Origin of the sequence: Sphingobacterium sp. Ag1, assembly GCF_000988325.1 — a bacterium.
GTDB lineage: Bacteria > Bacteroidota > Bacteroidia > Sphingobacteriales > Sphingobacteriaceae > Sphingobacterium.
The window spans coordinates 35,767-58,377 of the sequence record NZ_LBGU01000016.1 but is presented as its reverse complement, the minus strand read 5'-3'; the positions used below and the strand labels follow the sequence as shown (position 1 = coordinate 58,377).

General features: G+C 40.3%; 13 protein-coding genes. 8 read left to right on the top strand and 5 right to left on the bottom strand.

Annotated features, from left to right (window positions below; genetic code table 11):
• Positions 1–102: 102 nt before the first annotated feature.
• Together AAW12_RS25275 and AAW12_RS01605 are read right to left on the bottom strand one after the other, a co-directional pair.
• Positions 103–1,293, bottom strand: a complete 1,191-nt coding sequence (locus AAW12_RS25275; protein WP_156167501.1) for a FecR family protein — start codon at positions 1,291–1,293, stop codon at positions 103–105.
• A gap of 79 nt (positions 1,294–1,372) precedes the next feature.
• Positions 1,373–1,978 carry an RNA polymerase sigma factor gene (locus AAW12_RS01605; protein ID WP_046671877.1) on the bottom strand — a complete coding sequence of 202 codons (606 nt, stop codon included), beginning with the start codon at positions 1,976–1,978 and terminating at the stop codon, positions 1,373–1,375.
• Positions 1,979–2,246: 268 nt separating this feature from the next.
• Here AAW12_RS01605 and AAW12_RS01600 point away from each other — a divergent pair, with 268 nt between their 5' ends.
• Positions 2,247–3,317, top strand: a complete 1,071-nt coding sequence (locus AAW12_RS01600; RefSeq protein WP_156167500.1) for a hypothetical protein — start codon at positions 2,247–2,249, stop codon at positions 3,315–3,317.
• An 11-nt stretch (positions 3,318–3,328) separates the two neighbouring features.
• Here AAW12_RS01600 and AAW12_RS01595 read toward each other — a convergent pair whose 3' ends face one another.
• Together AAW12_RS01595 and AAW12_RS01590 are read right to left on the bottom strand one after the other, a co-directional pair.
• On the bottom strand, positions 3,329–5,254 hold the full coding sequence (locus AAW12_RS01595) for an LTA synthase family protein (protein ID WP_046671875.1): 1,926 nt from the start codon (positions 5,252–5,254) through the stop codon (positions 3,329–3,331).
• Between the two features lie 4 nt (positions 5,255–5,258).
• A complete protein-coding gene (locus AAW12_RS01590; RefSeq protein ID WP_046671874.1) occupies positions 5,259–7,139 on the bottom strand; it encodes an LTA synthase family protein in 1,881 nt (626 codons plus the stop codon).
• Positions 7,140–7,426: 287 nt separating this feature from the next.
• Between AAW12_RS01590 and AAW12_RS01585 the strand changes: the two genes are divergently transcribed.
• The 7 genes from AAW12_RS01585 to AAW12_RS01555 all read left to right on the top strand — a co-directional run bounded on the left by AAW12_RS01585 (position 7,427) and on the right by AAW12_RS01555 (position 21,275).
• Complete coding sequence (locus AAW12_RS01585; RefSeq protein WP_046671873.1) at positions 7,427–10,063, top strand: valine--tRNA ligase; 2,637 nt, start codon at positions 7,427–7,429, stop codon at positions 10,061–10,063.
• Positions 10,064–10,498: 435 nt separating this feature from the next.
• On the top strand, positions 10,499–10,840 hold the full coding sequence (locus tag AAW12_RS01580) for a DUF4342 domain-containing protein (RefSeq protein ID WP_231585181.1): 342 nt from the start codon (positions 10,499–10,501) through the stop codon (positions 10,838–10,840).
• A 19-nt stretch (positions 10,841–10,859) separates the two neighbouring features.
• Positions 10,860–11,234, top strand: a complete 375-nt coding sequence (locus AAW12_RS01575) for a DoxX family protein (protein WP_046671871.1) — start codon at positions 10,860–10,862, stop codon at positions 11,232–11,234.
• Between the two features lie 377 nt (positions 11,235–11,611).
• Positions 11,612–16,897: a translocation/assembly module TamB gene (locus AAW12_RS01570; RefSeq protein ID WP_046671870.1), complete on the top strand. Its 5,286-nt coding sequence runs from the start codon at positions 11,612–11,614 to the stop codon at positions 16,895–16,897.
• The gene (locus tag AAW12_RS01565; RefSeq protein ID WP_231585180.1) at positions 16,869–19,193 is read left to right on the top strand and encodes a BamA/TamA family outer membrane protein; all 2,325 of its coding nucleotides are present in this window, start codon (positions 16,869–16,871) and stop codon (positions 19,191–19,193) included. Before AAW12_RS01570 ends, AAW12_RS01565 begins: the two co-directional genes overlap by 29 nt.
• 374 nt (positions 19,194–19,567) lie before the next feature.
• The gene (locus tag AAW12_RS01560; RefSeq protein ID WP_046671868.1) at positions 19,568–20,506 is read left to right on the top strand and encodes a malate dehydrogenase; all 939 of its coding nucleotides are present in this window, start codon (positions 19,568–19,570) and stop codon (positions 20,504–20,506) included.
• 325 nt (positions 20,507–20,831) lie between these two features.
• Complete coding sequence (locus AAW12_RS01555; protein ID WP_046671883.1) at positions 20,832–21,275, top strand: retropepsin-like aspartic protease; 444 nt, start codon at positions 20,832–20,834, stop codon at positions 21,273–21,275.
• Here AAW12_RS01555 and AAW12_RS01550 read toward each other — a convergent pair.
• Positions 21,261–22,481 carry an MFS transporter gene (locus AAW12_RS01550; RefSeq protein ID WP_046671867.1) on the bottom strand — a complete coding sequence of 407 codons (1,221 nt, stop codon included), beginning with the start codon at positions 22,479–22,481 and terminating at the stop codon, positions 21,261–21,263. The two genes, AAW12_RS01555 and AAW12_RS01550, sit on opposite strands and share 15 nt — an antisense overlap.
• Positions 22,482–22,611 lie beyond the last annotated feature (130 nt).

The window sequence follows — 22,611 nt, the reverse complement described above, 5'->3', positions numbered from 1 at the left end:
GTATGCTAATCCGAATGAAGAGGGATGTTAGCGCATCCCTTTTCCATTAAAGATTATACCCAACCGCTAAGGGGAATTTGAATGGAATACTTTTCTTTTCATTTATTTTTTTGGTTTAATCAATAATTTTCTATCTGAGGTCAACTGGCATTTAAGGTCAAAATTCTGCTCAATGTACTGGATAAAACTGGTTAACTTAACACCTCTGCTCATTCGACCGCCGAGTTCAAGCCCTTGGGAAGGCCCCGAATAGATAACATCGATGTCATACCAACGGGCTATCTGTTCGAGATTCTCTTCAAATGCCTTTCCTTCAAAATCAAAAACACCCTCTTTCCAAGCTATAAAAGAAGCTGCATCGACATCATTAACGGTCAAGCCCTGCCGACCAGGGGCAAAAATCGCCTGTTGATTAGGTTGTAAGATTGCTGTTCCTGCGCTCGATCTAAAACTGATCCTCCCTTCTACTAAAGTTGCTACCGTACGTTGTGAATCCGAATAATTCGATACGTTGAATTTGGTACCTAAAACTTTCACAACAGCATCATTTAAATGGACGAGAAATGGAACCTTCGGATTTTTGGCAACCTCAAAATATGCTTCTCCTTTTATTTCCACCTCTCTTGTATGCTTGTCGAGAAATGGATAAAAGGAAAGTTCGGATACCGAATTGAGCCAAACTTTCGTTCCATCAGACAGCATTAACTGATATTGTCCGCCTCTTGGAATGCTGATAACAATCTTTTGAGCCACGCTGGGGGAAAGTGCGGATATACGCGTGCCATCCGCATAGCTCAGGTTTACGTCGTTGATAAATAGCCCATTTTTAGCAGAGTCGAGCCTGATCTCTTGACCACCGATTCTAACTATTGCTTTCTCATTGCCAGGCGAAATTCTATTTGGATCCATTAAAACAATCTCACGAGTATGTTGGAAACTGTTCCTTTTAAGCAATAATCCGGCGATTGTACAAAAAAAGAGAAAACACGCAGCAACCGCTGCCCATTTTCTGAATGGATATTTTTTTGATCGTGGCAATATTGCCGAATTCGAATATCTTTCATCTTCATCTATTGCATGATTTAGCTGCTGATGAATAGTTTCTAGCTTAAGTTTTTGGATTGCTGTCAAACTTGGTGGATCAATCAGTGCACTCGCCTGATCGAATAATTCCGCCAAATCATGATCATCCATTGCACCCATTTGATCCAATAACCAATTAAATTCGCTTTTCGAAATAGTATTATTGAAATAGCTAACCAATAAACTTAATAGCGCAGTCTTGTTTGCCAATTTTATAGTTGATTATGGTACATCTTTGTCTTTTATCAGTGCTATATACGAACGACAAGCATAAACACACTAGTAGATTCTATATTTTTCTAGCTACATAACTTAACATACAGATAATCAAATACATAAATTTATCATCGGAGTAATGTTTTTTCAAAGCCAGCTTAACTTCTTTGACAGCTAATACCAAATGATTGCTAACTGTCGAAACAGATAAGCCCATTTGTTCAGCAACTTCCTTGTAACTCCTATCCTCCAGCTTGCATTTCACAAATATCTCCCTTTGGCGTGGCGTTAATTGCGCAAGCGTTTCTTCAATGATATTTCTTTGTTCACGTTGATCCAGTATTTGGTCTAACTCTTCATAGTGCGAATTCAACTGATACCATAGCTCCGTCCTCATTTTACCGTCTTTGATTGTTTTACGAAAGACATCAATGGCAAGATTATCTGTTATTCGTAAGAGGAAGGTTTTAAAGCCTTTGGAATGATCTATCTCTGATCGCATCAGCCAGATTTTTAAAAATACATCCTGTAGGAGCTCCTCGGCAACTCGAGAATCTTTTAAAAATTGTAACAGACGACTATAAATAATAGGAGAATATTTTAAATAAAGTACATCAAAAGCCTTCCGATTTCCTCTTTTAAGATCTAAAAGGATCTCGATATCATCAGAATAATTCATAGATTGCAGTAATTGGTCAAAAACGTCGCGTTAAATTAAGCACTTTTTTCTAATTTACCGTTCTTCGTAAGCGTATTGGAAATTTACGAATATTTATCCATTGATTCGACTTTCCCTTGCAGAAGGCTATCTGACAGTGGTTTTGAAGGTTTGCAGCGGCAAATTTAAATCAGGATTTTTTTTCTTCTATTTAATTCATATTTTCAATTCAATTCCGCTAGATTATGGATAAATGGGGATTAATGGAATTTTTACGAAAAATACGGTTATGAAAACCAAAATAACAGGTCTATCAATTATTCTTTTATTCTTCGTGCAAATGGTCGCTGCCAACATGGCAAATCCAATGAGCCCCCATAGCATAACAGGGCAGCTCGTTCCCGCAGGGAAAGTGAGAGTTACCAGCGAACGTATTGACATTCGTCTTTTGGCGGACACTTCGGATGATCATGCGGACTATCGTAGTCACTTCAGCATTGTCTATAACATCCATACAGAAGAGGCAATTGAATTGCCGCTTGTATTCCTTGCTTTAAATATGAACGGACTGGATCGCGTCCTTGTCAATCAGAACGAAATTGAAGGAAAAAAAATGGATCAACCCGGTTCAAAATTCCCCTTTTTACGTTTAAAGGATGGCTATTATGAGATCAGTTACGACAGCGATGAATGGAAGCGTATTTCGCTGAATGATGCCTTTTATTTTACCGCGAAGCTTCACAAAGGTGATAACAGCATTCAGGTTCAATACAGCGCTTATATGGGCTATGACCGACGGGATATTCGGACCAGATACAAAATTGATTATCTCTTATTCCCCTCCAGATACTGGTCGTTCTTTGGCCCGATTGAACTGTATCTGCACCTCGATGGGAAGATGGAGGTACTTACACAGGATCTAGGAACCGCCAAATTACAGACAGATTCCATTGTTCACTGGAGAATTGATCAGGTAGAAAAGAAAGAGCGTTTTCATATTGAAGTTGTCTTAAAAACCTCCTTGTTAGCGAAAGTAATTCTTTGGATAAGTCCAGATGTACTTGCGCTGATCGGATCATTATTTTTGCTATACCTACATATCCGGTATATTTATCTAAAATACAAAACTGGCAAATACCGATATGCACTGCTGATCGGGAATCTAGTCATTCCAAGCTCTTTCTACTTCTTCATTTGGTTTTGGTCCAGTCTGGCCAACTATTTTGTCAATGGACTCTTTGACGAAAAATCCCGTGGTTTTATCCTGTTGGTCATCTTCACCTTACCCTTGATCTATCTCGTCTATGATTTGGTTTTACTTATTATCGATAGAAGCATTCGCGCTAGATTAAGCAGGTAGAAAACCGGCTGTTATTTTTTATAGGTCAGCTTGTTTTCAATCATACGATTGTTATATTGCTGGATAAAAGCTTTCATCTTGGTTTCCATCGTATCCAATACCGCTGGATGCTGTTTTAAAAGGTCCTGTTTCATCAAGCGGTCCTTCTTAAGATCATAAAATGAGGTCACTTTCAGTCCATCATAAGACATCATATAATCTTTATAATAGAGGTTGTAGCTCCCTGAATTATTATTGAGCACAAAATTATCCTTGCCCGGTTTAAAGGCATCTGAACCAAAGGCGAAATAAGGCTCATCATAGTGCAGATAATTCAGCACTGTCGGCATGATATCTATTTGCTGCACCAATTTATCCGCTTTGCCCACCAGATTATCACCAGGTGCATAAAATATAATAGGGATTTCAAATGCTCCTGCTGTGGTTTGATATTCCGGCAGGTAGCTTACAGTAGCATGGTCGGCACAGATAACAAATACGGTATTCTTGTACCAAGGCATTTTGGACGCTGTAGCAAAAAATTCACGCAAGGCATTATCGGTATATCCAATAGGCTCCTGCACGGGCAAAGGTCCCTTAGGGAATTTCCCCTGATACTTTTCAGGCACCTTAAATGGATGATGTGATGATAAAGAGAAGAAACTAGCAAAAAATGGCTGATGAAAGGTATTGATCTTGTTTGCTACAAATTGCAAAAATGGTTCATCCCAGATTCCCCATATCCCGTCGAAATCAGCATCATTGTTATACTCATTTTTACCAAAATAATGTTGGATACCTGCCAATTTCATATAGGCAGAGAAGCCCATGCTCCCATTTGGTGCGCCATGAAAAAAAGCAGTCTCATATCCCTTTTTCCCTAAGAGCTTCGCCAAGCTGGTGGTTTCATTTCCAGAATAGATGGAAAGCACAAAAGGCTCACCTATCGAAGGAATGCCCGTAATGACCGACGGTAGCGCATCAATTGATTTACGGCCGTTGGCATAAGTATCTGTAAAGGTGTAAGCATTGCGGATCAAGGAATCCAAAAAAGGCGTATAACCTTTGTATTTTCCACCTTGGATATCTTTATTCAATTCTCCAAAATGTTCTTTTGCAAAACTCTCCAAAATCAGAACAACGACATTTTTCTTTGTAAAGGGCTTGTCTGATTGCGGTACATGAATGGGATTGTATAACTGTTCAAGCTCTGTTTCGGAAAAATAATGAACGGGTTTGAGGCTCACGGCCTTTAATGTTTTCAATATACTGAATGGCGTATTGAGCACAATATTCATTTCTTCCGGTGTCTCCACATAATCACCCGCATTGCTCAATGTTATGGGACGGGTGCTATGCGCCCAACCGCCACGCACTCCACCAATAAAAAGGAAGGCTGTCAGTAAAAACAAAGGCAATTGGATCAAAAATGACTTCCAGCTATATTTCGAGTTTTTTTCAATCTGAATAAGTTTATAGGATTTAATCAACCCATAGACAATCAGCACCAATAGTATAATGAGATACCAATAATCCAAACAGAAATCAAAGGTCAGCTTGATCAAGTTAGATTCATTGGAGAACTGGTCAATTACCGTTCCAGTGGTCCTTTTGAGGGTAAATGGGTAGTAGGCAAAATCAATCAAATTTAACGCTATGCCAATTGAATTGGTCACGATGAAGATCCATTTCGCAACATTTTGATAGGGTTTATTCAATTTAAATGGTCCTGGAATAGTCTGCATAACAATATACAGGATATTTAAATAGAGGAGTGCCACAATGTCAAAGCGTACGCCACCGGCAAACATAACCAGAAGCTTACCGGCATCGACATGGGGGAATAAGGAAGCATTTATGCCATAAAAACCCAATCGCAATAGTGCGTAGATGAGCAGAAGAAAGACAAAACGAATTGCGACAGCAAAATAAGGTGCAAATACTCCTTTTAATTTCATAGCCCTAATATTTTAAAAATTCACGGTATACGTCTTGATAGTACGCTTTGGCAATATTCAATAAGCTATCTGTTTTGCCAACCGGATATTCCTTATTGGCTCTATAGTTAATGATCCTTCCAACGTTATCAAATGAAACGGCTTGTTTTGGTGTAATTACACCGAAGGCGTCTTTAGAATTATAGAATGCTATTTGTGGTGTTGTGGGATTAAACAGATCACGGCTCCAGTGATAATGATCTGTCGGAAGCTTCAATTGTGTCAATAAAGTTGCCGCCAGATCCGTTTGGTTACCGATTCTATTGAATATTTTGCCGCGATATTCAGGTTTGATCACATCGCCGAAAAAGATCAGCGGAATATGAAAGCGATTGGGGTGAAACAGCTCCCATTTTTCTGAAGGAAGGCGATGTCCATGGTCAGCCACTATAACGAAAAGGGTATTTTTATACCAAGCTTCCTTTTTGGCTTTATTAATAAAATCAAAAACAGCCGAATCTGTATAATTTGCCGTACTTCGGAATTTATCTGCATTGGTAGCATTCCCAAATTTATAGCCGTGTTTTAATTCAAATGGTTCGTGATTAATTAAAGTAAAGATCGTCGAAAAGAAAGGTTGTTTTTCTTTTTTAAAATCCTTGATCATCTGATTAAAGACGACATGGTCATAGACACCCCATGAGGCACGTTCCGCATCTAAGCCAAAATTGGCATTATCCACCACCCTAGATATCCCGTGTGTCAGCATATACGATTTAAAATTGTAAAACTCGCTCTGACCACCGTGATAAAATGATGTTTCGTAGCCGGCATGATCGAACTCCTGTCCAATGGCAGGCATATTTTCATGCTTGTCGATATATTTGATAATACTCTCGGGCCCCTGCGCCGGAAAACCGCTCAGCACCGCTACCATGCCTTTGTCGGACCGATCAGCTGCAGAATAAATATGGTCAAACAAAATACCACCCTTAATCAATTCTTCCATGTGTGGCGTAATTCCCTTTTCCCCTCCGAGAGACTGAATGAGATCGCCAACAAAGCTTTCCAGCATAATAATAACAACATTTGGACGAGTGGTTGACAGGACCTCAACAGCAGAATCAGGCTGACTTTGAAAGGCGGGCCGTAGCTTGTCCTGAATGTCCTTCTGATCACCATAATAAGTATAGGGATTTTTAAGCTTGGTGCTTTTAGCAAAAAAATCCCGCAAAAGCGACCATTGTGTATTGACTGCTGCGTGGTTGTAAAATGTTTCCTCGGAATAATAGGCTTTACTAGGGTTTAACGTTGCTCTTCCGTAACCACCACGGATAAACGTGAAGAGTACAAATACTCCAATTGCCAGTTTGAGAAAATTACTGACAGGAGACTTGAGATTGAAAAAAGAGACTTTTTTAAACATCCAACGGTACAGAAAATAACCGCAGAATATACCGATCAACATCCCAACGATGGGGAGAAACACCGGCGTGGATTCAGCCGAAGCGACGGCACCCGAAGGCGAAGCAAAAAATGCATCAATGGCACGTTTAGAAATCTTGTCGCCCCACTCCCGATAAATATTGACATTGATAAAACTTGTCACAAAGAACAATACCAGGACGATAATGGTATAAATATCGAGGATCTGTCTTTTGGGTTTCAGTTTTGGAAAGAAACTTAATAGGCAATACACCAGAAATGGTAATGCACAGATATAGGAGACTGCAGAAAAATCCAGATTCAGACCATGGTAATAAATCCTGAAAATTTCTGTGAAATTAGAAAAACCTATCTTTTCAAAAAAAGCAATAACAAAAATCAATCTATCTATAAAACAGATAATTAACCAGAACAGAAAATACTGTGTTAAAGCTCTAAGCTCATTAGCAAATCGTTGCATCCCTTCGTGTAAAAATAAAACAGGCAAATTTACATTAATTTACATGAAATAAGGGCTAATTACTTAGTAATATGAAGAAAAGATTAAAAAAGTATAAATCCTGCGTTATGCTTTACCTCACTGCAATAACCGCCACTTCTGCTAAGGAGGATCCTCATTAAACTTATTGCTTAGCCATTAATCATAACTTCTTTTTGTTTGAGAACAAGATCAATGGATTACTAAGGAAAATAACATAGAATTCCTTACTTTTGTGTTCCTTAAAAGTTTGAATACAAAAATTTAAAATGAGCATAGCGAAAACTTACAATCCAAAAGAAGCTGAAGAAAAATGGTACAGCTATTGGAAAGCGAATGGATTTTTCCGTTCCACCCCGGACGAACGTGAACCTTACACGATTGTGATGCCCCCTCCGAATGTCACGGGAGTATTGCACATGGGGCATATGCTGAATAATACCATTCAAGACGTTTTGATTCGCCGGGCACGTATGCAAGGAAAAAACGCTTGTTGGGTACCGGGGACCGATCACGCCTCCATTGCCACTGAAGCTAAGGTCGTCGCTATGTTGAAAGAACAAGGAATTGATAAACGATCTTTATCTCGTGAAGATTTCTTAAAACATGCTTGGGAATGGAAGGAAAAATACGGTGGTATTATTCTAAAACAACTCGAAAAACTTGGCGCTTCCTGTGACTGGGATCGTACACGTTTTACCATGGATCCAGAATTATACCAATCTGTTATCCGTGTATTCGTCGATCTATACCATAAAGGATTAATCTATCGTGGTTACCGCATGGTCAACTGGGATCCTGAAGCAAAAACAAATATCTCAGACGAAGAGGTTATTTATAAAGAGAAAAACGGCAAATTATACCACTTGAAATATCAGGTTGATGGAACAGATCAATACATTGTTGTGGCGACTACCCGTCCTGAAACCATCTTTGGTGACACAGCCGTGTGTATCAATCCCAATGATGAACGCTATACCTGGTTAAAAGGAAAGCAAGTCATCGTTCCAATCGTTGGCAGAAAGGTGAACATCATCGAAGATGAATATGTCGATTTGGAGTTTGGTACTGGATGCCTTAAAGTTACTCCAGCACACGATGTGAACGACTACGCACTAGGTAAAAAGCACAACCTGGAGTTTGTCGACATCTTTACCGACGAAGCGAAACTAAACGACAATGGCCTGCATTACGCGGGTATGGACCGTTTTAAAGTACGTAAAGAAATCGAGAAAGAGCTTGAGGAAAAAGGATTATTGGAGCAAGTGGAAAACTACACCAATAATGTGGGAACTTCGGAGCGAACTGGTGCTGTTATTGAGCCAAAAATCTCCAATCAATGGTTCCTAAAGATGGAAGATCTTGCAAAACCGGCCTTGGATAATGTGATGGATGATACCATTAAATTTCATCCGACAAAATTCAAAAATATCTACCGCAACTGGATGGAGAATGTTACCGATTGGAACATTTCAAGACAATTGTGGTGGGGACATCAGATACCGGCGTATTTCTATGGCGACGGAAACGAAGACTTTGTGGTTGCACAAACGGTTGAAGAAGCCCTTGTTCTAGCGCAAGAAAAATCAGGTAATACAGCGCTTCAATTGACAGATCTACGTCAAGATGAGGATGTGCTTGACACATGGTTTTCAGCTTGGCTATGGCCAATTTCGGTATTCAATGGCATCAACGAACCAGAAAATGCAGAAATTAACTACTATTACCCTACGCAAGATTTAGTCACTGCCCCAGATATCATTTTCTTTTGGGTAGCACGCATGATCGTTTCAGGATATGAATTCCGTGGACAATTGCCTTTTGAAAACGTTTATTTCACAGGTATAGTACGCGACAAACTGGGACGCAAAATGTCTAAATCACTGGGCAACTCTCCTGATCCGATAGATTTGATGAACGAATATGGTGCAGATGCAACGCGAATGGGTATGTTATTGACTGCTCCAGCAGGTAACGACCTTCCATTTGATGTAGAACTTTGTGTGCAGGGCCGTAATTTTGCCAATAAGATCTGGAATGCCTTCCGCTTGGTTAAAGGCTGGGAAATTACAGCTACTCCGGCTTCAGATTCAGATAAGATTTCAGCATCTTGGTTTGAGGCAAGGTTAAATCAAGCCTTGGTCGATATCGAAGAAAACTTCAAACACTATCGTTTATCAGATGCATTGATGACAACCTACAAATTGGTATGGGATGACTTCTGTGCTTGGTACCTTGAATTAGTGAAACCAGCTTATGGCTCCCCTATTTCTAGCGAAACCTTAGAGACAGTAAAATCTTTTTTCCAACGTATACTCACTTTAGTACACCCTTTCATGCCTTTCTTGACAGAAGAATTGTGGCACGACGAACTGTTCGGTGTGAAAGACGAGAAAGATTGCATTATCGTAGCCGCTTATCCGACGGCGAATGCTTTTGACGAGCAGCTTATCAAAGATTTCGCTGTCGCTCAACAAATTATTTCGGAAGTCCGCAATATTCGCAATTCCAAAGGTATCTCACCTAAGGTGGCATTGCCATTAGCAATTAACCAACAATCGGATATCAATCTGGAACAGTATATTGACATCATTACCAAAATTGCAAACTTGGAAGGCGTAACTTTTGTTTCTGAGAAAGTAGCCGGAGCCGCAAGTTTCCTTGCTGGCAAAGACGAATGTTATGTTACTTTGGAGAACAATATTGATGCAGATGCTGAACGTGAGCGTATTGAAAAAGAATTAGCATACTTGACGGGCTTCTTAGTTTCAGTAGACAAAAAACTGTCCAATGAACGGTTTGTCCAAAATGCAAAACCTGAAATTGTCGAAAACGAAAAAAGCAAAAAAGCGGACGCAGAAGCTAAGATTAAAATTCTTCAAGAAAGCTTAACAGCATTGGGTTAAGATCTATGCTATAGAGCTAATAAATTTTGTAAAAAGTCCAGTGCCCTGCGCGGGACTTTTTTTATGTTTCAAGATGATCAAATTCGGAGATCATTCGGTGCTTCTTCGGTGCTTGTTCGGTACTTCTTCGGAGCTTATTCGGTCGCAACCGAATAAGCTCCGTCCTATATCCGTATCATTTACGTTAAATAACCGTGTAAATGACGAAGTCAGTTCTAGCTTTTACACATCGAAAATCGGTTTCTGCGAAATGCTAAACAGGCGGTTCAAAAGAATTTCGGTTCGCCATTCACAGGTAACCTATATGTTAAGGATGCACGATATAAACTTGTAAAGTAAAAATGCAACAGGAAGTTCTCCCGTTTTAAACAGTGCACTTTATAATTGCTCAGCAACAAACAATGCAATTAACTTTATACGGATTCCTGTAAAAAAATGAATAACTTTATAAGAGCGAACTTAAATTATAGCATTATGGGATTCAAAGAAACATTTCAGATTAACGGTGAAAACCTTTTACAGAAAATCAAGGAAATCATTGCCGAGGGCAATGTGAGCAAAATCAGCATTGCGGACAAACATGGTAAAGAAATCATGAGTTTTCCGGTGACTATCGGCGCAATAGGCTTGATCTTAGCACCTGTTTTTGCAGCAATTGGTGCTGTCGCAGCATTGCTTACAGAATGTACCATCACTGTAGAACGAAATACAAACAAGGAAGAAAAAAATGAAGAGGATAACAGTACTGATCCGCCAACAACGATAACAGTAAAATAATAAACTAAAATTGACCGTTATGAAGATTTTTAAAAATATACTTTGCATTTTATTTGCCTTGCTTTTCATCAATGCGGGGCTAGATAAGCTTTTTCATTATATGCCTACGCCACCTATGGATATGGACATGAAAAAAGTATTTGAGGCTTTTGCCACAATAAAATGGTTAATGCCACTGGTTGGAATCATCGAACTTCTGGGCGGCTTGTTGTTCATTTTCCCAAAAACAAGAACGCTGGGGGCATTGGTCATCTTCCCGATACTCATTGGCATTTTTACCCACAATATGATTTTTTATAGCCAACAGGGATTAATTATTTGGGCTGTACTCTTCATTATATGGTTATGGGTAGTATTTGAAAACTGGGGCAAGTATAAAAAACTGATGGAATAATTACCTCGTTCTTCCAGTGATGAACATTCAGCAAGATACGGCGGCTATTAAATACCTATTTTTTTGACAAATTAATAGGTATTTAATGCTTTTATTAACATAAAATTAAAAAACAAAAAACTTTGTACGGCTAGAATGGTTTGGTCAATTATTTGATGTGTTTTTATAACATTCCCCAGATAAAATGACTATATATAAGGGAAATGAAGAATAGTCTACTATTTGCTAGTAGGTATAATACATAAATTGGGCTTGCATTTACAGGCAAATTTATCTTAGTTTGCTGAAATAGTGGCGATATATGTTAATATATGAAAACTCAGCAAACTTTTTTCCGTTTTAATTTTTATTAATAGATACTTAAATCAAATTATACGTTGAACAGATTTACCCGAATTGCTTTCAAAACAATATTGTGGATTATTGGAGTCATCCTTGCGCTGGCTATTCTAATCGTATTTCTAATCAGATTACCATCCGTTCAGAATTATATTGCCGGAAAAGTAACGCAATATGTGGAAAACAAGATTGGTACTCCCGTTAAAATTGGCTACATTAATATTGATTTTCCTAAAAAACTGGTGTTGGAGGACATCTATCTAGCAGACCAAAGTAAAGATACCTTAGTTGCGGGAAAAAGCATAACTGTTGATATCAATATGCTCAAACTGCTTAAAAACACAGTTGAAATACAGCGTCTTGAAGCAGAAGGTATTACCGCAAAAATTCACCGGACACTCCCCGACAGTTCGTTTAACTTTGATTATATTGTCAAAGCGTTCGCCTCTCAAAAAGAAAGCAAACCGACTGCAGATAGTAGCTCCGCCCTCTTATTTAACCTCGATAAAGTCAAATTTGACAAATTTCATATTGTTTATGCCGATGATGTTATCGGAACAAGCGCCGACGTTTATCTGAACAGCCTAAATACCAACATCAAGAAGTTCGACCTTACAAAAAACATGGCCTTCAATCTACCTAAAGTGAAGATAGATGGTCTGAGCGCCACAGTGAAACAATGGCGGCCGGTGGTTGAGGGCACTGCACCTTCGGTGAAAGATTTTGGTATCACCGATAAAACCGCACAAACAACCACCCTGCTCCCTGAGGTTGGTATACAACTGGCTGATCTGACCAACATCTTAGTGCGGTACGAGGATCAATCCAGCCTGTTGAATACCAAGTTTTATATCAAAAACCTTCATGCGGACATTAACAAGATCGACCTTAACAAAGAGCTTGTCGATATTCAGACGATCAATCTTGACGGTTCAGACAATACTGTGCTCTTTGGAAAGATCCCGAAAAAAGTAAACGCAGCAGCGAAAAACACCGCGGATACCACCAAAATAAACTGGGTTGTCTCTGCCAAAGAAATCCAAATCAATAAGACAAGCTTAGCGTATAGAGACGATAATCAGGCCCGTATGAAAGGCTTTGATTACTTCAACATTAAGATCCCTGGGATGAAAACCAGTTTAAATGATCTTTACTACAGTGCCGATTCCATCAGTGGATCACTAAAAGAGCTTGTAGCCGCCGATCAATCGGGGTTTGTGATCAAGCAATTGAGGGGGGATTTTAAGTATACAAATACCGGCGCGGAGATCAAAAATCTATATGCAGAGACGCCACGCACCCTGCTGCGTGATTACTTAAAAATAACTTATCCCTCTTTGGATATTATCGCTAAAAAACCGGAACTGATCTACGTCAATGCAACGATCAAAAAGAGCCGCGTGGATATGCGTGACATCTACTATTTTGCTCCATTTTTGGATACTATGCAGGTGATGAAACCACTGATGGATAAAAAATTTACGATTGATGGTCGCGTTGTCGGTAAGCTAAATGACCTTAATATTCCGGCAATTGATTTTCAGACCCTGTCCAATACGCGCGTCGTTGCAAGTCTACATTTAAAGGGACTTCCCAATGTCGACAAAATGTCCATGGATCTTAATTTAAAGAAATTGACTACCGGGCGCTCGGATATCGAAAAGCTGGTTTCAAAAAAAATGTTGCCGAGCGGAATAGAATTGCCCAATACGATCGGACTCACCGGAACTTTTAAAGGTGGAATGAATGCCTTTAACACCAATCTTTCGCTGGTAACCGAAAAGGGAACGGCCAAGTTTAATGGTAAGGTGGGCATGATAGGCCGCGACACGACCTACGATGCTTATGTGAGTATTCGTGATTTTGACATTGGTAAAATCATGAAAATGGACAGTACCTTAGGTATACTTTCATTTGAGGGGAAAATTAAGGGCCATGGAACCGATCCCAAGAAGCTTGTCGCCAACTTTGATGGCAAAGTAAACCGGATGGACGCCATGGGCTATCGCTACCAAAATATTGATATGAATCTTACGGCAGACAAAGGGGACATAAAAGCCGCTGTTGTTAGCCCTGATCCAAACATCCAATTGAGGTTAAATGCGACAGCCAATATGAAATCCAAGTACCCACAGGTGGATTTTGAGCTGATGGTAGATACCATTAATCTTAAAAATTTAAAGTTGATGGATGACGAGTTCAAATACCACGGTAAACTCGTCGGAAATTTCAGTTCAGCCGATCCAAATTTTTTGAACGGAGAGGCACATATTACCAATTCATCCATTCTTTACAATGATGCATATTACTCTTTAGACAGTATTTCCCTTGTTGCAAAGGCCGACACAAGTCGCAATTTACTGCTATTAAAATCGGACTTTTTAAACGCCCATTTGGTCGGAAAATACAAAATTTTAGAGTTGCAGAATGCTATTCAAGATATCCTACAGGTATACTACCAGCCGGGAAAAGCTGTTAAAGTGTCCAAATACGAGCCGCAGAACATCGAGTTTTCGGCCCAATTGACCCGAACGAAGTTTATCAAAGATTTCTTGCCAGAACTGACAGAGATGTCGGATATCACGTTGGATGGTATGTTCAACAGTCAATCAAAAACGATTCTCGCCAAGCTGGATGCACCGAAAATAATCTATAATGGCACTGAAATAAATAACGTTACCCTAGATATCAACACCCTCGACAGTACACTGTATTACTCGGCATTGATCAATAAAATCAAGGTAAGCAATATCGAACTGGTGAATACCGTATTCAGTGGTAAAGTCATCCAAAACAATTTGGATTTTGGCCTCTGGATAAAAGATAAGAAAGAGCAAGAGCAATATCATTTGGGCGCCAATATGCGCGTTGATAATGGTGCATTCGTTTTTAGCCTCCTTCAGGACGGCTTAATGCTGAACTACGACAAGTGGACGATAAATCCAAAAAACGTACTCAAATTTGGGAGCACGGGTATTCAGGCCAATGATTTTATTTTGAGTAATAAAGGACAGGAACTGAGTATATCATCGCAGGACAGTGTACTCAATTCGCCGCTCAACATTGCATTTAAGAATTTCCGCATTGAAACCTTAAGTAGAATGCTTGAAAGTGAAACCATAGATCTTGGCGGTGGCATTAATGGCCAGGCAACGATATCACGCCTGGAGAGCAGCCCTGTATTTGTCTCCGACCTTGTCGTTGATAAATTCTATATTGGGAAAGATACCGTTGGTAACGTCAACATACAAGTGAATAATCAAAAAGAAAACACCTATAACGCGAATATTAGTATCAGTGAAAATGGCAATAATGTCGTATTAAGTGGTGATTTTATCAGTCCTCCTAAAGGAGAATCAAGCCTTGATTTCACCTTGGATATTGCGCCACTCTCGATGCAGACCGTGCAGGCATTCAGTCTGGGGTATCTAAAGGACTCGAAGGGAAATCTTGAAGGCCAGTTAAAAATAACAGGATCGCCATCAAAACCACGCATTAACGGAGATGTTAAGTTTAAAGATGCCCAGTTCAATATTGCTATGTTGAATGCACTTTTCAAAGCTAAAGATGAAACTATCCACTTGGATGAAAGAGGCATTACTTTCCCAAAATTTGCATTGGAAGACAAAAAAGGAAATATTGCCAAAGTAACGGGATCCATAGAAACCAAAACGTATACTGATTTTGATTTCAACCTCAATGTCAATACAGACAATTTTGAGGTGCTCAATTCAACACAGAGCGACAACGACATGTTTTATGGTAAAATGTACCTCACGTCTAACCTGCGCATTCGGGGGAATCTCGATAAGCCTATCGTTGATGGCACAATCAAGGTGTTAGATGATACGGACTTTACCTTTGTCATGCCAAATGAGGATCCCGGGATGGCCGACCGGAAAGGGGTTGTCGAATTCGTTGATAAGAGTGATACAACAAGAGCCAATGTATTTGCAAAATTAGATTCTATGACTGTTACCCGATTGACGGGAATCGACGTAGATCTGAATCTGCAAACCGATAAGGATGCTAAATTTAAGATCCTCTTGGATGCTGGTTCACAGGATGCACTGAATATCCAGGGTGAAGCGGAACTGAACGCAGGTATTGATGCAAGTAGCAAAATTACCTTGTCGGGTACATTTACCGTAGACAAAGGAAGTTACTCCTTCAGTTTTGGTCCCGTAAAAAAAGATTTTACATTCCGAAAAGGAAGTACGATCACTTGGAATGGAGATCCCCTGGATGCGCAGCTTAATATCACGGCAGCATACACAACCAAAGCACCGACCCTCGAACTTGTAGCGACGCAGCTGGGGTCGGAAAACGCTAATTTGTACAAGCAGCGGATTCCTTTCAATGTCTTACTGAAGATCACAGACAAACTGTTCCAACCGCAACTAAATTTTGATATCGACTTGGACGAAAACAACTCGGTTGTTTCGCAAGATGTGATTAGCAAAGTCAACAATGCCTTAACCACCTTGCGTGAAAATCCATCTGAGCTGAACAAACAGGTCTTTTCACTCATCGTTTTGGGACGCTTTATGTCGACCAATCCATTTGAGAGTTTATCCGGTGGCGGGGGTACGGAAGCCATTGTCAGAAATAGCATCAGTTCATTCCTGAGCGGTCAATTGAACCGCCTTGCCTCCGAGCTTATCAGCGGAGTAGAGCTGGATTTCAACTTAACTTCGGAAGAAGATTACGCAACTGGAGCAGGCCAGACCCGAACAGATCTGAATATCGGTGTGTCTAAAATGCTTTTAAATGACCGCCTAAAAATTACTGTTGGCTCTAATTTTGAAGTTGAAGGAAATACACGTCCGGGAGAAACGGCCAACAACATTGCTGGTGATATCCAATTGGATTATCAACTTTCGCAAGATGGCCGCTATTTTGCGCGGGTATATCGTAAAAATCAATATCAGGTTACACTCCAAGGTCAATATGTAGAAACGGGTATCGGATTTATCATCAATATGGATTACAACCGATTTAAGGAGATCTGGATGAGTTCGAAAAAACTCAAAGAGTATTACGACACCAATAGTAAGGGTTTCAGAAAACGTTTCGATGTAGAACGTATGGAAACCGATTCAGTCTATCGCGACAGTGTACGCACCGTCATCCGAGATAGTTTGATGACCCATAGTCCTGAATACAGAAAGCGTATGGAGGAAAGAGAAAAAGAGAGACGTAAGCAACAGCTGGACTCAACGAAACGTACGCCGAAAAGCGATAGTCCAAAATCAACTATAGATACCATCAGAACGACAGCTATAAAAAATGAAGATGAGGAAAGGAATTACCATGCAAACTAAACTAAAGTATATTGTGGGAATAGTTTCATGCGCTGCATTCATAGCATCCTGCTCTTCCACCAAGAATCTAAAAGAAGGGGAAAGCTTATATGTCAAGGGCAATGTGATAGTCGATTCGGACACGATTTCCAAAGAAAATAAGGAAAAGATTGCGACTCATTTAGAAGCTGCACTGATGCCAAAGCCCAACAAACGTTTGGCCGGCGTGCCATTCAAGCTCTATTTCAACAATATGGCCGGGGACTCTGCGGGGAATAACATCATTAAAAAATTCCTCAAGAAGATCGGTGAAGAACCAGTACTATTGAGCGACGTCAATCGCGAATATAATGAAAACCTATTGCGCAATCGTCTGGAGAATTTCGGATTCTTCAATGCGGAAGTGAAATCGGACACCTTAGTTGAAGACAAAAAAGCAACCATTAATTATACAGCCAAGCCTAATCTGATCTACCGAATCAGATCTGTTCAATTCGACATCGACAGCACAACACAGTTGGGTAAAGATATCCGTTCGAGCTCCGATAAAAGCCTCTTGCAAGTGGGTAAGAATTACAGTTTAGATGTTATCCTCAATGAGCGCGACCGCATCGACAATGATCTCAAAAATAAAGGGTATTATTATTTCAGTCCCGATTACATCCTAGTTCAGGTAGACAGTTCGCATCGGAACAACAAAGTCGATATGTATGTTACGGTGAAAAAGGAGACACCGGCACAGGCAAGGGTACCGTCCAAGATCAATAAAATCTACATTTTCCCGAACTACACGGAAACAAGCTCCGGTTATCAGCGATCCACCCGCAACGCGGAACTATATGATAGCAGTTACTATTTTATAGACCGCCAGCATCTTTATCGAAAGCCTGTTATCGCAAATCATATCTTCTTCCATCCCGGTGACGTCTACAACCGGAATGCGCATAACCAGACCATCAGCCACCTGGTGAATCTCAATAGCTGGAAGTTTGTCAAAAACAACTTTGTCGACAGCAAAGAAGTCCCCAATGCACTGGATGTCTATTACTACTTAACGCCATTGCCTAAAAAATCACTCCGTGTGGAACTTTTAGGAAAAATGGCCTCAGTATACAATGGTACCGAGGTGAATGTCAACTGGACTTTACGCAACGCATTTAAAGGCGCGGAGCAGTTGAGTTTTAATGTATTCGGTGGTTATGAAACCCAGACCGGTGGATCGGCTGACCTCAATTCGAGTTATTACCGCTATGGTATGGAGGCTACACTGACCTTTCCACGGATATTGTCCCCTTTTGGACGGATTTCACCGACACGACGTTTTATCCCCAAGACTTACGTCAAAGGGCGGTATGAGTTTTTAAATCGCCGCAAAGCATATACCTTAAATTCCATCGCATTGGATTACGGTTATATTTGGCAGGAGTCTGAGGAGAAGCAGCACGATCTTGCTCTAATGGAGATTACCTATGTTCAGCCTAAAGGGATTTCAGAAAACTACCAAAAACAAATGGATACCATTCCGGCGTTAAGGCATGCAATAGATCCACAATTTACGATTGGCCCAAATTACAATTTCACGTTTCAAAACACGATGAAGCAGCATTTGAAAAATACCTTTTATTTCAAAGGCAACTTGGACCTCTCGGGGAATATACTCGGATTAATAAAGGGAGCAGATTTCAATAAAGGCAAAACCTTCAAATTGTTCGATGCGTATTTTTCCCAATACATCAAGATCAGTGGCGATGGAAGACATTATCTCAAATTGTCGGAGAATTCGCAGCTTGCCTCGCGGGTCAGTTTGGGCTTAAGTTATTCGTATGGCAACTCGCGGTCACTTCCCTATTTAAAACAGTATTATGTGGGTGGACCTAACAGTATCCGTGCTTTTGGTGCTCGTGCAATTGGCCCAGGAACAGTTGCCCCTGAAAAATTAAGCAATGGGCTTTTCTATGCAGACCAAACCGGTGACATCAAATTAGAGCTGAATACCGAATATAGAGCCAAATTAGCGGGCTTTGTTCATTGGGCAGCGTTCATTGATGCGGGGAATGTGTGGTTGCAACGGGATGACGTCAACAAGCCCGGCGGTAAGTTCAGCAAAAACTTTTTGAATGAATTAGCTGTTGGCGGTGGCGCTGGATTACGCTTCGACTTTACTTTTCTAATCATACGTACGGATATGTCAATACCTTTCCGCATCCCGTATCTTCCCAAAGGAGAACGTTGGGTATTTAAGGATATCGACTTTGGAAGTTCAAAATGGAGAAAGGATAATTTGATGTTTAATTTAGCCATCGGTTATCCATTCTAGGATTTAAAATTTGATTTACACGATAAAAAAAAACAGGCTTGAACGAATTTCAGGCCTGTTTTCTTGGGGGGCATTCCATCAGAATCATACCCTTTGGATGCTATCATTATGCATTATTTGTTCAATGGCATTTGCCCTCTTATCGATTATGTCAAAAAACAAGTTATTCCCACGAAATACATTGATTTACTGACAATAATTGATTAAATTCAAGAATTATTTATTAATCCACATCAATGCACATGAAATATCCATGTAAAAAATACGCGCATTCGTGAAGAGAGACTGGATATTTTATACGGCATAGAAAACCGCCGAAGGCAGCATGAATTCTTAAGCGGAAATTAGCTCATGAATAAACAAATAATTTACATATGAAAGTAACTATTGTTGGTGCCGGAGCTGTAGGAGCAACTACAGCGGACAATTTAATCCGTCGAAATGTCGCCGAAGAGATTGTATTATTGGATATTAAAGAAGGATTTGCGGAAGGTAAAGCGCAAGATATGGCACAGACTGCCGCCTTGTTGGGTTTTGAATCAAAAATAAAGGGAGTAACCAATGACTATCTGTCCACTGCAGGTTCTACCGTTGCCGTCATTACCTCGGGAATTCCGCGTAAACCCGGAATGACACGCGAAGAATTAATTGGCACAAATGCGAATATCGTCAAGTCGGTGGTGGAGAACCTGGTAAAATATTCTCCGGATATTATCATTGTCATTGTTTCCAATCCCATGGACACCATGACTTACCTGGCACTTAAATCAAGTGGATTACCAAAAAATAGAATCATTGGAATGGGTGGCACATTGGATTCAGCCCGATTCAAATATCAACTGAGCGAAAAACTGAATGCTTCTGCGGCCGATCTCAATGCCATTGTCATTGGCGGCCACGGAGATACAACGATGATTCCACTTATCAAGCACTCCACGTGGAACAGTATTCCAGTCACTGATTTCCTTACCCCGGAAGAGCAGGACGAAATTGTACACAAAACGATGGTTGGTGGCGCAACCCTAACCAGTCTAATCGGGACCTCAGCCTGGTATGCTCCAGGAGCCGCAACAGCCGCGGTCGTCGAAAGTATCGTGCGTGATCAAAACAAGTTATTTACCGCATCCGTCTATCTGGAAGGTGAATTCGGCCAAGAAGATATTAATCTTGGCGTACCGGTTATCATCAATAAAAAAGGATGGGATCGGATCGTCCCCCTTCAGCTGGATGAAGAGGACAAAGAAAAATTCAGTAAAAGTGCAGAAGCAGTGCGTACAATGAACAATGTACTAAAAGAAATAAAAGCGCTGTAGCTCATCAACAATATGAAGATAAAAGGGGCATTCTAAATGGACTGTCCCTTTTTTTAGGCGATTTTATAGGGTCCCCCTACAGCGTCATTTTTAAGCTATTCTATTCTTAAGGGGCTTGATTTTACTTTCGCAAACCATCTTTTTATCATCGCCGTAGCACGTAGACGCTTTCAATTGACAATAGATTGGCCACAGAGCACAGCCCAGTCCACCACGCAACCGTGAGTCTTATAGTTATATTATAAGCCAAACCCTTGTCATTTTAAGCGGACCCTGAGGCATTTGAATTTCCTTTTTTTGGGAATTTTTGGTTATGTTTGGCTATATGACAACAGTACCATTTCAATTGCTGGATCTGCAGGGCCAGGGCACACACATTTTAGTTGATGTAGAATTATACAGCCGTTCGTTCAAGATGGTAATTGATACCGGCGCCTCTAAAACAGTATTTGATAAAACGCAGTTGGACCATCTTTTGGAAGACCAATTACAGCTTGAGCCCTCAGAAACATTATCAACAGGACTTGGCACCAATTCGATGGAGAGTTTCAACATGACAATCCCGAGTCTGACCATAGGTGAATGGCGGATAAAAAACTTAAATACGGCGGTATTGGATTTAAGCTCGATCAACTATGCTTATCAGCAAATGGATCTTGAACCGGTGATCGGCGTATTGGGCGGAGATATTTTTGCAGACTATGGCGCCGTCATTAATTATGCCAAGCGCAGCTTAAAATTAAGAACCCGGAAATTAAAACTTAAATAGACGTTTGTGGATATGGAGCCGGAGATAGCCATAGTACACGATTGCAATCAATATACCCAGTCCACCCATGATGTATAGTGTCGTTCGAAGCCCACAGTAACTCGCTAATGAACCTATCATCAACGTTCCAATGGGAAATATTCCCTGAAAAGCCATAACGTAATACGAGATCGCCCGGGCGCGATAGATCGGTATGGCATGTGTCTGAATATAGGTATTGATACTTGAGTTTTGCATCATCATGGCAAAAGATACCAACATCACATAGACCAATGCCATCTGCAGCATACTCGAATGTGCCAAAAACAATAATGCAACTCCCATAAGCGCGGCAGCGCCCATCACCTGATAGCGCAAATTGGTACCCGATTTTAAACGAGCCATATTAAATGCACCAATCATTGCACCCAAGCCGGCGGCACTTTCAAACCAGGAGAACGTACGCTCATCGCCATGAAACATTTCTTTTGCTATGGCAGGCAGCAACGAGGTATACGGAATAACAATCAAGCTGGAAAATGTCATGATAATAATCAGTGAAGCAATATGCGGTGAGCGTTTGAGGTAACGAAAGCCTTCGACCAAGCCTTCCCAATTGCTTCCCTTGCTCAGTTGAACATGCGTTTCATCGACCTGCATCATCAACAATGTAATAATGACAGGAACAAAACTGATAAAATTTAGGGCAAAACAGACGAGTTCACCGTATGTACTCAGTAAAATACCTCCTATTGCAGGTCCCAACATTCGGGCACCATTGAAAATTGTTGAATTCAGGGCTATGGCATTCGGCAGATCTTTACGGTCACCAACCAGATACATCATCAGCGATTGACGTCCCAAAACATCGAAGGAATTAATAACCCCTTGTATAAGACCCAAGATGGAAAGCCATAAGACACTCTCCCATTTCAGATAAACGACCAAGGTCAGGATTCCAGCTTGTATCATCAAACCAATTTGGGTCATCAGAACCAATTTATATTTTTTGTGCTTATCGACAAAACTGCCGATAAATGGAGACAGGACCAAAGAGGGCAATAGGGAGATAAACTGAACAAAACCAAGCCAAAACACAGATCCTGTCAATTCATAGACCAACCAACTGATGGCTATTCGCTGCATCCAGGTTCCCATAAGGGAAATTGCTTGTCCTATAACATGTAAACGGAAATTTCTATAATGGAGAGAACGAAAAACCTGCATATGTAAAGATAATAGTATATTAAAAGTATAACAAAAAATTAGGAGAAGAGATTCCTTTTTGCTAAAATAAAGATACAATAGGTGAAAATCAATGCTTCAATACTGGAATATAATCAATAACTTTGCGTCA

What these genes read in the sequence shown, in the direction of transcription:
- AAW12_RS01605 (WP_046671877.1), bottom strand. Translation starts at nt 1,978, where the DNA reads ATGAATTATTCTGATGATATCGAGATCCTTTTAGATCTTAAAAGAGGA.
- AAW12_RS01600 (WP_156167500.1), top strand. Translation starts at nt 2,247, where the DNA reads ATGAAAACCAAAATAACAGGTCTATCAATTATTCTTTTATTCTTCGTG.
- AAW12_RS01595 (WP_046671875.1), bottom strand. Translation starts at nt 5,254, where the DNA reads ATGAAATTAAAAGGAGTATTTGCACCTTATTTTGCTGTCGCAATTCGT.
- AAW12_RS01590 (WP_046671874.1), bottom strand. Translation starts at nt 7,139, where the DNA reads ATGCAACGATTTGCTAATGAGCTTAGAGCTTTAACACAGTATTTTCTG.
- AAW12_RS01585 (WP_046671873.1), top strand. Translation starts at nt 7,427, where the DNA reads ATGAGCATAGCGAAAACTTACAATCCAAAAGAAGCTGAAGAAAAATGG.
- AAW12_RS01580 (WP_231585181.1), top strand. Translation starts at nt 10,499, where the DNA reads ATGAATAACTTTATAAGAGCGAACTTAAATTATAGCATTATGGGATTC.
- AAW12_RS01575 (WP_046671871.1), top strand. Translation starts at nt 10,860, where the DNA reads ATGAAGATTTTTAAAAATATACTTTGCATTTTATTTGCCTTGCTTTTC.
- AAW12_RS01565 (WP_231585180.1), top strand. Translation starts at nt 16,869, where the DNA reads ATGAGGAAAGGAATTACCATGCAAACTAAACTAAAGTATATTGTGGGA.
- AAW12_RS01560 (WP_046671868.1), top strand. Translation starts at nt 19,568, where the DNA reads ATGAAAGTAACTATTGTTGGTGCCGGAGCTGTAGGAGCAACTACAGCG.
- AAW12_RS01555 (WP_046671883.1), top strand. Translation starts at nt 20,832, where the DNA reads ATGACAACAGTACCATTTCAATTGCTGGATCTGCAGGGCCAGGGCACA.
- AAW12_RS01550 (WP_046671867.1), bottom strand. Translation starts at nt 22,481, where the DNA reads ATGCAGGTTTTTCGTTCTCTCCATTATAGAAATTTCCGTTTACATGTT.